The organism is Planctomicrobium mucosum (assembly GCF_051466335.1).
Classification (GTDB): domain Bacteria; phylum Planctomycetota; class Planctomycetia; order Planctomycetales; family Planctomycetaceae; genus Planctomicrobium.
In genome coordinates this window covers 1,495,137-1,507,893 of sequence record NZ_CP195793.1, presented here as the reverse complement: position 1 = coordinate 1,507,893, position 12,757 = coordinate 1,495,137, and the positions used below count along the sequence as shown (strand labels likewise).

The following is a 12,757-nucleotide window of genomic DNA, read 5'->3' as shown; positions in this document are numbered from 1 at the left end:
TTTAAATGACGGAAAAACGAAGGCTCAACCAGATGATTAACCGAAAATAGTATCGATCAGTTCAATGAGGTATGCTCGGTCCACCGTTTGTTCATCTTTCTGCTTGATCGCAGAAATCACCTGATGGAAGTAGGCAGAATCGACTCCGGTTAACTGATCTTCGAGAACGGCGACATCGTTGAGATTCAAATCCCCCAGCTGCATCGCCATTTTCAAGTATTGCCCGGCGTTGATGGTCCATTGTCTTTGGATGAATTTCCGCGTTCTGATGATCGAACACAGTGGATATTTGGAACCGATGTATCTCAGTTCTTTTGCGAGCAAGGATTCCAAGGCTTCCATTCGGAGCGTGAGTTTGCCGTCCCACGACGTCCAGAAATTTGTGCAGTGCACGAAATCATAGTTGGCATGGATGACATCCGGTTCGCCATAGAACCGAAGGATCAACTGAACGTCTCCGGACAGCGAAATCGCATTGCTTGTCAAATATGCCGGGTGAAAATCTGGTGTCGAGTCGCTGTTCTTTTTTGGTGCAGTCGCCTCACCGATGAAATCCTCGGCAGCGGACGACGATTCGTCCTGAAGGGATTCGAAGTATTCGTACTTCTCTGATCCCTCGCAGCCCGCTATTCCTGCTGACTTCACAATCACTTTCACTCGCATTGCCCGCTGATCTGCAGGATCTGCGGGATCTGCAGTTACTTCAATTGGAGCGCCGTAACCGTCTGCGACGAAGATCTCAACCTGGCGATCAGAATTCTTGTACTTCGTCGGTGGGGACTTCTTGAACTCCTCGACGTAATATTTCGCGATTGCGATCACTGTTTCCCGGTTCCGGAAATAGATGTCAAAGTCATTCACTGACTCTTTGAGCAGCATTGAGGCGATTGAACCTCCTGTGATGATGCTTCCTTCTGCTGCCAACTTGCGCACGTGTTCGTCTTTAATAGACGCCAACCATGCATCATGCTTTCTCCGCAACACACTCTTGATTGTCTTTGTCTTCATTTTGAATACTCCTGACGTTTGTTGCTGTCCCGGGGTTTCGATCAGCCCTGCTGATTTTCTCTGAGCGACTCCCTCACTAATCGGAGCCAAAACACCACTTCACCAAAATCCTGGAAATTGAAATTCAGCTCAGGGTCCTGAGCGTATTTCAATGCCACCGACTCCACTTCATTGAGATGCGTCACGTCGAAGATGAACAGGTACTCGTGTCCATCACGTCGTAGCAAAAAAGCACTCGTCGTTTTCAAGATAAAACTTTCTCTTTAGCGAGCATGTCTCATCCAGCGGGGATCCAGCGCGAAGCCGTCAATCTGTTCGTGCGTCAAGAGCGGCGTGTCTCCTTTGATCAGCAGATCGCTGAGCCGTTCACGAAGATCTCGCAAGTCTGGGGAAAACTTCAAATTGATCGAGTAGCCATCCGCTTCTCCGCTGGAAGATTCCACGCCAACGCAATCAACCAGGATGTGTGCGGCAACGACTGCACGGAGACTCTGGCGATAGCATCTGCCGTTGATGGATCTGTCCACGACAACCATTCCCCAGTCTGGATCGACAGAAATGTTGAGATGAAATTCAGCACCATCGATCAACGCATCTAAAATCCAGTCCCCTGCCACACGCCCATGTGGGTAAAGATCAATGACACAGGACGTTTTCGCAGACTCGAACATCGACACGACACGTTTCATCACATCAATGGGTGAATCAATGACTACTGAAGGCATCGTTGCGGCTTTCGATAAGAGAAAAGAGCGGGTGGCCGGGCCGGGCAAACCCGACCACCCAGACGAGGCAACGAGCCCCGTTTTACGAAAAGAGAGCTTGGATGATTCGTTCTGCATGAGCCGAAACAATGGGCTCAAACGCACTGTTAAAAGCTGACAAGTCCTCTCCGGAATCAGAGTCGATCGTGACTTCCTGATCGCCATCCAGCACTGCGTCCACGGTGAGAACGGAAGCGATCTCGACCTCCGACACAACAGGGACGATGAGTCCGATCGCCTCCTCACCGATTGACATCATCTTGACGCCCGAAGATCTCATCGGCTTCACGGCGATCGTGGCAATGATTGATGATTGCCCTGCGCAGAACCCCAGAGCGATGACATGCTCGCATCTGGGACCGTCGCTGATCGAGTAGCATTCTTCGAGTTTCTCGATCGAGCTATCTGACAGAAGAGCCTTGATGGCATCGACTGAAGCAATGCCTAGAACGGCGAGAGAAGTCATCGTCTTGTTCCACCTCAGATCGGCCCTGAGTTGCCACGGAAATTATTTTTCTTTTAGATACTGAGAGAACGAATCAACGCCTTGCATGGATCACGGTTTTAGGATTGCTTCTGATTATTTTCTTGGAATATCGATGTCTTTTGAATCAATGCATCCATCATTCACTTAAACCAGGACGTCCGGAGACGTTGATTTCAACGACCCTAGTCTGACTGCGGGGAGTAATCAGCAGCAAAACCCGGCTCTCGAGATCATCGGGGACCACGGGCAGTGCAGAATCGCTCGAACGACTGGGATATTGGGCTCATCGTGCCAATTCCTCTGTGGAACAGGAATCAGGGGAACATTGCAGCAGCAAAGGCTCTGATCCACGAATCAAAAAGTCATGTACTGCGGGTTCAGAACGACCTTGTAGAACAACTCGCTGCAAGTTTCGCTTCTTACGCTGCTGCAAACGAGCGTGTCGATCGCTACAGGACTGCAATTCTCCCGCGTGCTCAACGTACTTATCAGCTGTCTCAGGCGGCTTATCAGGGAGGACATTTTGAGTTTCTCCGAGTTTTGGAGGCCCAGAGGGCTGTTGCAGAAGCCAATCTTGAGCTCATTCGATCGCTGGTTGAAATGTGGCAATCGGCCAGCGAAATTGCAGGTCTGATGCTGGAAGACGACTGGCCGTTCACTTCGTCGATTCCTCTGTCGGAAAGGGAGGATACATGAATACCAACAGCAACCCGACGTCAGTCTTCAAGATCATTTTCACTGTAGCCGTTCCATTGGTGGTCATAGGTATCGGGTATTTCACACGAGATCGGTGGCTTCCCACACTGCAACATCAGGAATTGGTACGGCATGAGGATGAAGAACCTACAGAGAACAGCGAATCTTCAGCGAACAGTACTCTCCTCCTCACGGATCAGGCTATTGAGAATCTCAAGTTGAAGGCGCGTGCAGTGAAGCCTGAAACGTTCTGGCGGACTACTCAAGTGCCGGGAATGGTGGTCGATCGGCCAGGTCGTAGCGATCGAGGAGTTGTCTCGCCGGTCACAGGTGTTGTGACGCGAATCAGTGCCTTCCCAGGCGATACTGTTCGATCCGGAGAACCGCTGTTTTCTATTCGACTATTAAGTGAATCGTTGCATATGACGCAATCCGATTTGTTCAAAGCGAATCAGGATATCCGACTTGCCATTGCTCAGCGTGAGCGTTTGTCGGGAGCTGGTGGAGCGATTCCGGAAGCGCGCATTATCGAAGTCGAGAACCAGATCGTTCGCTTGCAGACAGCAGTCAAAGCCTATCGGCAAGAGCTACTGAATCGTGGACTACTTCGAGAGCAAATTGACGCTGCCGCTACCGGGCAATTTGTAAGTGAAATCGAGATTGTCACCCCGACCATCTTATCTTCCGCTAACGTCATGCCGTTACCGCATGTTCAGGTCGGCAACCAGAAAGTGAGCGGTACAGAAGACCTTCCGCCCCCCGTCTTTCGAGATGCAGGAACTTAAGGTTGAACTCGGGCAGCTGGTTCAAGCGGGTCAGACATTGTGCCTCCTTGCCAATCACCAGCTGTTAGCAATTGAAGGTCGGGCCTTTCGTGATGAGACACCTCTGCTTGAGTGCAGCGTCAGAGAACGCTGGCCGGTGGAGGTCGACCTTCAGGAAGACACCTCGGCAGCTTGGCCACCGCTGGAACAATCCTTTCGGATCCGGCACATGTCCAACACAATTGACCCAGTCAATCGAACATTTGCGTTTCTGTTACCTCTGGAAAACCAGTCACGAGCTGTGGAAGACGAAGGCCGCGTTCAAATGCTGTGGCGATTTCGACCGGGGCAAAAGCTCCGTTTGCGGATTCGAGTCCAAAAACTCGACAACGTGTTTGTGCTTCCTGGAGAAGCCCTTACTGACGATGGCGCTGAAGCTTTCGTGTTCACCCAAAACGTGAACACATTTGAAAGAGTTCCGGTGCATGTGGTTCACCAGGATCGACAGCACGCTGTCATCGCGAATGATGGAGCACTGCTGCCAGGAATGTTTGTAGTACTGAACGGAGCCGCGCAGCTGAATCGCATGTCCCAGTCTCAATCTGATGCCATGCTCAAGGGATTCCATGTTCATGCGGATGGCAGCCTCCACAAGAACGAAGATGAAGGAAAGTAGAGGCGGAACATGCTCAACGCGCTTATTCGATTTTCACTCACCAATCGTGCATTGATCCTGGCAGGGTGCGTCGTGGTACTGACGTATGGAGGGTATCTCTCCACAACGCTACCAATAGTTGTTTTTCCCGACCTCGACAGGCCCCGCGTCGTGATCCTCACGGAATGCCCGGGACTCTCATCTGAAGAAGTTGAGACGCTGGTGACATTTCCGATCGAAACCGCAATTTTGGGCGCCTCTGGAGTCGAAGCTGTTCGCAGCCAGTCGAGTCAGGGAATGAATGTCATCTATGTCGAATTCAGCTGGAAGACAGATGTTCGAGCGGCCCGGCAGGTCGTGATGGAGTGGCTTGCGGCATTGCCGATGCCACCGGGAGTCCGACCGCAGATGACGCCCCCAGCCCAACCGCTTCATCGTTTCATCCATTGAATAAAGTTCACCCGGTGCACCGGAAGTTTTCATCCCACAGCAGTCTCACTCGACTATGTACTCGTAACTCCCACCGGCGTGATTGAAAAAGGTCCTGTTCGTCAGCGTCTGTCTTGGAGTTGGCGATTTTGTGGCCGATGGCAATAACCACAGCGCCCACGTCTCCTGTGCAACTCACGATTGACCAGACATCGGATTGAGCGGCAGGGGCTGGTGGAAGCAGGGATTGGTAGGCTACGGCTGGGGGCACCTGGGGCGATTTGTGATAGGAGCGGAATGTGTTGCTAATCATCGCTTCAGATCTGGCTGGAACTCCGACCACGCTTTACGACTGGATCGTGCACCGCGCTGCACGATCCGAAGGCTCATCGGAATCAGATATACGCAACATTGGCCTTCTGCTTTGTGATTGCGGAGGAAATCGCCTCCATGATCTGTTCGTTGACATATGCCCAGAGGTTGTTTCATAATCTTTTCAAACAGTTCGCTACGCCGAAGTTTACAAAGGGCACGTCGATGGGCCGACGACGAAAACATGGATTCTCGTTCTCTTGGAAGAGGGCGACGGGTTTAAGCGCTGCGAAGAGCCGTTTGTCTCGCCAACTCGGTATCCCCCTGACTCGCTCAGGTAGACAGCGGAAACTTGGGCGGATGATGGGCTGTTGTCTGCCCATTGCAATCTTTCTGGGACTAACGCTTTCGTCCGCCGCTTGGGCATGGCATGCCCTTGAGCTTACGGTTCTGAAATGCCCCCCTGCTGATGTCTCTCGGGGACAATGGCAAAGACGATGAATCGGAACATGCAGATCAAAGCGATCTCACGACATGACAAACAGATGAAGTGAAACAGGAAGTACGATGTCCGATCAGCTTGAATATGCAGGATTCGAGGCGAGTGAGTTTGCTGAGAACCCCGATCCCCGTGTCCCTTGTGTATTGCTCCTCGATACATCCGGATCGATGGCGGAGGTCGTCGATTGCTACAGCCAAGAGACGGGTGAAACCGGCATGCAGGACGGGCGGTTGTACAATGTCGTCTCGGGTGGGACGACTCGCATCGACCTGTTAAATGAAGGTTTGGTCACTCTTAAGGAAACACTTGCGGCCGATTCGTTGGCAAGTCGGCGCGCCGAGATTGCAATTGTGACCTTTGGTGGCACTGTCACCACCGTCCAGGATTTCGTGACCGCCGAGAACTTCCAGCCACCTCGCCTCCAGACTTCAGGTAGCACGCCGATGGGCCAAGCGATTTTTGCTGGCCTGGATATGATTGCCAGACGTAAGGCGACTTACCGCTCGGCTGGTGTCTCTTATTATCGCCCGTGGATTTTCCTGATCACCGATGGCGGACCTGACCACGGCGACCCCTGGAAGTCCGCAGCCGCGCAGGTGAAACAAGGCGAGGCGTCAAAGTCGTTCGCCTTTTTCACGGTAGCGGTCGAAGGTGCAAATATGGACGTCCTAGCCCAGATATCGACGCGCCCACCTGCGAAGCTCAAAGGCGTTAACTTCCGCGAGATGTTCCTGTGGTTGTCACAGTCGATGCAGGCGGTCTCCCAGTCTTCCCCAGGCGATACTGTAGCCCTGCCCCCACCGGGCTGGACGGAGGTGTGACAACGCCATGTGGAAGCTTGTCTACGGTAGCGTGCAGGGCACGTCTCATGTCCAATCAGGGCAGCCCTGCCAGGATTACTGCGCAGGTGCTATCACTGGTACAACATTGGTCGTTGCGTGCGCTGACGGAGCTGGTAGCGCCGAATTTTCACAGCTGGGTTCAAAGGCTACGGTTGACCGATTCTTAGAAGTGGCCTCCGGTGAAACGGTTCCGACGTCCGAGCAGGTCAAAACATGGGTTGAGGCTGCCCGAGAGCGTCTGATCGAACAGGCAACTGCTATTGAATCGACTCCCCGTCAACTTGCTTGCACCTTCCTTGCAGCACTGGTTGGTGATGGCTGGGTGGTATTTGTTCAGGTAGGTGACGGCGTGATCGTGTTCGATGGGCCAGATGGCTACGACCTCGCCTTCTGGCCAGATAACGGGGAGTATGCCAACACAACACGTTTCTTGAGCGAAGACGATTACCGACAGCACCTGAGAATCGAGATCACTGAACGAAAAATCTCCGAGTTAGCCGTCCTGACGGATGGTCTGCAAATGCTCGCCCTCGACATAGCTGGGGCAAAAGTCCACGATCGCTTCTTTGCACCGTTGTTTAAGACGGTGAGAAACGGCCCTGATGAGGCGGCCTTACAAGTCTCGCTCCTGGATTTCATGGACTCGAATCGCGTGAACGAACGGACCGACGACGACAAGACACTCTTTTTAGCGACACGAATCACCGCCGATGTCTCGCAAAACCTATCCGACGCAATTGCGTGACCATTCGGGGAATGAAGTCCGACTGCCAGCCAAGCCCTTCGCTACAGGCGGCGAGGGAGCGGTGTTTGATGTCGTGGGCCGTCCGGATCTAGTCGCTAAGCTCTACAGCAAACCGCAGAGTAAGGAACGCTGCGAAAAACTCCGCGCGATGGCGAAGCTGTGTAACCCTGATCTGCTCAAAATTGCGGCTTGGCCGACAGCGACACTCAGCAACAGCAATCCCGGAGTGGTCGAAGGCATCCTAATGCCCCGAATTGCCGACCACATGGAAATCCACCACCTCTACAGCGTGGCCCAGCGCAAGAAGGACTTTCCGGATGTCGACTGGGGCTTCCTCCTGCATACCGCCCGGAATTGCGCGATTGCCTTCGAAAGCATTCACCGCCACGGCCACATTGTGGGGGACGTCAACCAAAAGAATGTGATGGTGTCGAAGAAGGGCATTATAGCTCTGGTCGACTGTGACTCGTTCCAGGTAAAAGAAGGGAATCGCATCTTCCGCTGCGGCGTAGGCGTCCCCGAGTACACACCACCTGAACTCCACGGCAGGAAGTTCATTGATGTGGACCGTGATGCGAATCACGATCTGTTCGGATTGGCAGTCATGGTCTTCCACTTGCTGATGATGGGGCGTCATCCATTCGCAGGCGTGCCCCAAGTCAACATCGACATCCCTATCGAGAAGGCAATCCAAGATGGGCTCTATGCCTATACGAGGAACCCGACTAAATTAAAGCCACCTCCGCACGTCCCGCCTTTAGTGATGCTGGATGCCCCCACGCGAGACCTGTTCGAGCGGGCGTTCAATTCTCACCAGCGTCCCACAGCGACTGAGTGGCGTAGTGTACTCGACTCCTCAATGAAGGGCCTTCAGCGCTGCAAGAATGACCCCAGACACTCATATCCGATGGGGGGGAATTGCCCATGGTGCCAGCTCATTGCGACCGCCAGATTGATGTTCTTTATTCCCAGTCAGGGGGCGGTTAGCGCGGCACTGCGGATCGAAGACATTCGGAATCTGTTCCAAAAGCTCAACGGCATGCAGATGGTCTTCACGACATATTTGCGGCCCCGGCCAATCTTGCCCATCGAAGTCACACTGCCTGTCGCTTTACGCGCAATCCAAAAACCGTCGTTGCTGCCACATCCTGCCCCGCCTCGGCCTATACCAGATCCAGTGTTGGAGTTCTTGCCGCCTCGCCCTGTGTTCTTGGGTCGGCCTGTGCTCCGCCCATTGCCAGCCGTGCCGGCTATCCCCTTACCTCCCAAGCTTAGCCCCCACCCGTCAGCGCCAGTTGCATTGCCCCATCCTAAATTGCATGACATACCGCTGCCGCCGGACTACCCACCACTCCCCTTGCCAGCTCCACCAGATCTGTTTCTAGAAAGGCTTTGCGCCATCGTAACCTTAGCGGGGATACCAATGTACCTCGTCGCTCCGCCAGTAAGCATGATAGTGATGTTTGGGTGTGGGGCCGTGTGGCTGATCATGAAGCTTACTGAAGGGATGCGGGACCGGATGGCCCAGGAATCCCTGAAAAAGGAGCATCAGGCGGAATGCGACGTGATAGATCAAGAATATAAAGTCCGCGTGCAGCCCATTGAGTTGGCCAACCGAGAGATTTTGAAGTTATGGGAATCTGCAAATGCAGCTAAGGCAGCCGAGCACGTTGCGGCGTGTAAAAAGATCGATGATGAAAACCGCCGCACGATTGCTCCTTGGGAAGCGCGGAAAGCGGCAATCATGACCGACCATCAGTGGCGAATTCATGAAGTCGAGCAGGCGAATCGCAAAGCCCTTGCGGATTGGGAAGCAGAAAATGCAGCACGCCGAATTGCCTACGATGGTGCTCGTCATAAGATTGAAGTGGCGAATCAACGACTCACGTCAGCTTGGGAAGCATTAACGGCCTCTCGCCAAGCTGAGTACCGCCAAAAATGCGATGAAATCGACGCGGCGAATCGACGTCGCACCGTTGAGTGGGAAGCTGCAAACGCCCCTTGGATCGTCGAGCAGAAGCGATGGTATGATCGCGTATTGACTATCGAGGCAGAGATTAAGCAAATGGAACGCGAGTTGGCGGCCCAGCGCAATGCAGCTGTTTCGAAAATACAGCAGCGGAAAGCGAAGGTCGACGACGTACAAAAATCTCACAACGGTGCGTTGCAGGATTACGAGCGGGATTTGCGTCAAGCCGAGATGGACTCGAAGAAGACTCAGTTGGACGAGCACCTCGACAAGTCGATGATCCGTGGGGCGAAGCTTAAGGGAATTACCGGCGATCGCATCCTCTGCCTGGAATCCTTTGGCATTGAGACAGCCAAAGACGTCTCTATGCTTAACTATCAGAAAGTGCCAGGGATTGGGCCGGTACTTAGTCGGCGTCTCTTCGATTGGCGCGACAGGCTTGCGTCGTCATTCCGGTCCCAGCAGGGATTGCCGGAATCGGAAAGACGACGAGTCGCCTCCCGGTACGCGCCCGTACTCCTGCCGCTAGGGGAGGCACTTCAGTCCGCGATCAACGACCTCGAAGGCATAGCTGCGTCGCACCTCGCCAGCGAGGCGCAGCGGATCAAGGCCATCGCAGCGGCCGTGCAGGAACTAGCCGTCGCCGAAACGTATGTCCGAGCGATGAATGTGATGTGAGTAATATAGATCAAGGTGTAATGTGAATCCGTGGTCGCATCATTACGTGTGTCGGAGCCTCAGAGGCGTTGAATTGGCCGCCAAATCATGCGGAAGAACGTCTGACGGCATCCCCGCCATATCGCTGCGAATTAGTTCGTGTCAAAGCGAGGGTTTTGCTTCTTCCGAGTTCGCGCTTTTTTATGATCTTTTCGACGCTGCTTTTTCTTTTCCCTCTTGCGGGCAGCTTCCAAAGCCAGCTGCTTCAAATGACGGTCGATCACCTTGATAATCTCCTCGAATGCTCCTTTCTTTCGTCGGATGCCATTGTTCATCATGTATGAAAACGGTCTTGTCCGCTTTCTGGTAGGTGGCCAAAGTTCCATAGCGCCCCACTGTCGCGTGCGAGGACCAGCCTTCTGTCCAATTGTTGTGAACTGTGAGAAGTTCAATATTGTTCGGCAGTTGTGACGGAAAAAGGCGCCAGAAAAGTGCGCAGGCCAATCCATTTGATGAAACGCGGTACACGAATGGCGTTGTTCCTCGCACCTCATCTGCAATGGACATCGTTCGGGCAACAGGGGCGGTGGCTACTGGTCATCGTCATGCTGTTCGCGACCGGCTGGAAACTGGACACCCCAGAATATCGGTCAGGGGCTTTTTCGAATACACGCTGTTGAGCGATCAGCGGTTTACTCCAAAGGCGTCCCGTTTTCTTGAGATGTCTCTCAACGACTTGCAGCAGAACCGTGAGGCCCTGTCCCGACAGAGGCAACAGGCATTTCGGGAAGCGCAGACACCCGCTCCTGTGACATGGCAATCGAATGCTGCGGTCCGACAGGCGTCGCTCGTCCTGACATGGAAATCGAATTCCTTATCAAAGCAACGCAACCAGCCATGAGAGAGATCAAAGATCCTGATCAGGTTTCGACAGTCTGTTCTGCCGGTTCATTCCCATGAGCCTGCGGTCCATTTGAGCTGACCAGTTCGTCAAGCCAGTCCATGGCGCCCATCGTTCCAATGCCAAGAGCGATCGCTGAATCGGCGTGCCCTCGCTCCGTTCTCTCGGCACTCAAGCTGTAGGTTCTGGTGAGTTCCTTGAATCCCACTTCGATCTCCAGGATGTCGCTTTCCAGGACTTCGTCGTAGTACAGTTCGTAAATCCCCAGGCGGAACCCGTCAACGAACCGCTTCGCCATGAGAATCGCCTGCTTGCCGCTAAACTGCACAGCAAAGCAACGAACTCCCTCAGCGGTCATTCTCTGCATCGTGGAGATCGCCTGGTATGAGTCCGCATACAGCGCGTCCACGCCCCCGAATCGATTGAACTCCCTCCAGAACGTATTCTCGATGTCCGAAATCGCGACTTCACCATTGGGATACTCTCGCGGATCAAACGTAAAATGACCCATCAGGCCGATCTTGTAACGGGCCAAACTCACTCCCAGAAATACCAGTGAGGCGCGGTCACGGGTAATTCCAATATCCAGACCGGCAATCACGTAGTCCCAGCCGTGCTCTCTTCCCGATGCGGGCCCGGCCAGCACCGTACATGCTTCGATCTGGTGATACGGGATTCCATCTGTGGAATCCGTGAGCCATTTATTCAGAAAAAGACGGCGGTATTCGAGCGTCCCCAGAATACGCAACTGCTCTTCCAAGTCTTCCTTTGTGAGCCAGGATGCCTGGATTCCATCCAATGACCGAAAGTACCAGGCGGGGTCAACCCGAAGCTTCTCCCTCAAAATCCAGTGCCAGCTTCTTCCTTTTCCGTAACCGGCATTACTGATCACGATCATGAGTGAATCGGGGACTTTGACGATCCCCGAATACAGCGTCGACCAGACCTCTTCGCTCCCCCAGTGCGTCAGCTCATCACAGATGATGAAGTTTGGTGTTTCCCCGAATGTCGTTTTCGGATTGGCAGCCACGACCTCGCAGGTACTTCCTGTGAGTGGATTTTTGATGTGATTTTCGTAGACGAAGATTCGGTCATTGATCCATGGATTGAGCTTACAGATCATCTGGATCGCTTTCATGATCAATCCAGCTTGCTTCTCAGATGACGCCGCCGCATATCCCCAGAGCAATGACTTGGAAGAGAGAATGGCCCAGACGACCCCTGCTGCAATGTCTGTCGTCTTGGAATGGCCGCGTCCTCGCTCGAGGTAGGCACGTCTTTCTTTCGGTCGCACTGATGTCACGCGCGCCATGTACTCCCAGGCACCATCCATAGCCTCCAGATCTGCCCGTTGCCATGGGTCAAGAGCTTCATCGTAGATCACAACTTTGGGGCCAGCCTGAATCAGCACATGCCTGCGATAGATGGATGGACTGATCTTGGCTTGCTCAACGATCTCCTGGGGAGTTTGCCACGACTGAATCTGCAAAACGACAGATTCGACGGCATCCGCATTATTCAGATCGAGAAGAAAGGTTTCGAGCTCGGACTCGTTCAGCGACAAGACGAATTTGATTTCTTCTTGCGTCAGAATCCAATTCTCCGATTGGGACATCCTCTGGCGCTCCACTGGTATCGATATTGGCCACTCCAGCGCTGGCCGATGCCACGACATTGATCTGATTGAGAACCTGACCAGAACGACCGTTCAAAACCATGATTGAATCGATCTCTTTCGCCGCAATCAGGCGGTCGCGAGTATTCGCCTCCGAAGACGCCATCACTCCCTTGAAGAACGCGAACTGCTCGGCGAGATGCTCAATCCGAGGCCGATTCAGATCCTCGATGACCAAGTCTTTCGCTGCTTTGTAGGCTCTTTCGGCCTGGTCGTGTGTGATCGAACGTTTCCGAACGAGAAACTCGAGAATCGTGCGTTTTGGTTTTGCCAAAACAATGAGATCGTGTGCTTCCTGGGTGCACTGTTTCATCACTTCTCTTGAGATCGCCGCCATCTGTTCTCCAGACC

13 protein-coding genes are annotated in these 12,757 nt (G+C 53.4%); 8 read left to right on the top strand and 5 right to left on the bottom strand.

Annotated elements, in window-relative coordinates:
- Window positions 1-36 precede the first annotated feature (36 nt).
- The 3 genes from SH668x_RS06155 to SH668x_RS06145 all read right to left on the bottom strand — a co-directional run bounded on the left by SH668x_RS06155 (window position 37) and on the right by SH668x_RS06145 (window position 2,238).
- Window positions 37-1,008, bottom strand: coding sequence for a hypothetical protein (locus SH668x_RS06155; RefSeq protein WP_437187820.1), 972 nt, complete (start codon window positions 1,006-1,008; stop codon window positions 37-39).
- Between the two features lie 263 nt (window positions 1,009-1,271).
- On the bottom strand, window positions 1,272-1,733 hold the full coding sequence (locus tag SH668x_RS06150) for a hypothetical protein (protein ID WP_437187819.1): 462 nt from the start codon (window positions 1,731-1,733) through the stop codon (window positions 1,272-1,274).
- A gap of 82 nt (window positions 1,734-1,815) precedes the next feature.
- Window positions 1,816-2,238: a hypothetical protein gene (locus tag SH668x_RS06145; RefSeq protein WP_437187818.1), complete on the bottom strand. Its 423-nt coding sequence runs from the start codon at window positions 2,236-2,238 to the stop codon at window positions 1,816-1,818.
- A 270-nt stretch (window positions 2,239-2,508) separates the two neighbouring features.
- Between SH668x_RS06145 and SH668x_RS06140 the strand changes: the two genes are divergently transcribed.
- The 8 genes from SH668x_RS06140 to SH668x_RS06105 all read left to right on the top strand — a co-directional run bounded on the left by SH668x_RS06140 (window position 2,509) and on the right by SH668x_RS06105 (window position 10,731).
- Window positions 2,509-2,955, top strand: a complete 447-nt coding sequence (locus SH668x_RS06140) for a TolC family protein (protein ID WP_437187817.1) — start codon at window positions 2,509-2,511, stop codon at window positions 2,953-2,955.
- Complete coding sequence (locus tag SH668x_RS06135) at window positions 2,952-3,740, top strand: hypothetical protein (RefSeq protein ID WP_437187816.1); 789 nt, start codon at window positions 2,952-2,954, stop codon at window positions 3,738-3,740. The genes SH668x_RS06140 and SH668x_RS06135 overlap by 4 nt, the downstream gene beginning before the upstream one ends.
- A complete protein-coding gene (locus SH668x_RS06130; protein ID WP_437187815.1) occupies window positions 3,727-4,395 on the top strand; it encodes an efflux RND transporter periplasmic adaptor subunit in 669 nt (222 codons plus the stop codon). Before SH668x_RS06135 ends, SH668x_RS06130 begins: the two co-directional genes overlap by 14 nt.
- Before the next feature lie 9 nt (window positions 4,396-4,404).
- A complete protein-coding gene (locus SH668x_RS06125) occupies window positions 4,405-4,824 on the top strand; it encodes an efflux RND transporter permease subunit (RefSeq protein ID WP_437187814.1) in 420 nt (139 codons plus the stop codon).
- Between the two features lie 858 nt (window positions 4,825-5,682).
- Window positions 5,683-6,438: a vWA domain-containing protein gene (locus tag SH668x_RS06120; RefSeq protein WP_437187813.1), complete on the top strand. Its 756-nt coding sequence runs from the start codon at window positions 5,683-5,685 to the stop codon at window positions 6,436-6,438.
- A 7-nt stretch (window positions 6,439-6,445) separates the two neighbouring features.
- On the top strand, window positions 6,446-7,204 hold the full coding sequence (locus SH668x_RS06115; RefSeq protein WP_437187812.1) for a PP2C family serine/threonine-protein phosphatase: 759 nt from the start codon (window positions 6,446-6,448) through the stop codon (window positions 7,202-7,204).
- Window positions 7,170-9,851: a hypothetical protein gene (locus tag SH668x_RS06110; RefSeq protein WP_437187811.1), complete on the top strand. Its 2,682-nt coding sequence runs from the start codon at window positions 7,170-7,172 to the stop codon at window positions 9,849-9,851. The genes SH668x_RS06115 and SH668x_RS06110 overlap by 35 nt, the downstream gene beginning before the upstream one ends.
- Before the next feature lie 433 nt (window positions 9,852-10,284).
- Window positions 10,285-10,731, top strand: coding sequence for a hypothetical protein (locus tag SH668x_RS06105; protein WP_437187810.1), 447 nt, complete (start codon window positions 10,285-10,287; stop codon window positions 10,729-10,731).
- Window positions 10,732-10,750: 19 nt separating this feature from the next.
- Here SH668x_RS06105 and SH668x_RS06100 read toward each other — a convergent pair whose 3' ends face one another.
- On the bottom strand, window positions 10,751-12,295 hold the full coding sequence (locus SH668x_RS06100; protein WP_437187809.1) for a terminase large subunit domain-containing protein: 1,545 nt from the start codon (window positions 12,293-12,295) through the stop codon (window positions 10,751-10,753).
- Complete coding sequence (locus SH668x_RS06095; protein ID WP_437187808.1) at window positions 12,246-12,743, bottom strand: hypothetical protein; 498 nt, start codon at window positions 12,741-12,743, stop codon at window positions 12,246-12,248. The genes SH668x_RS06100 and SH668x_RS06095 overlap by 50 nt, the downstream gene beginning before the upstream one ends.
- Between the last annotated feature and the right edge of the window lie 14 nt (window positions 12,744-12,757).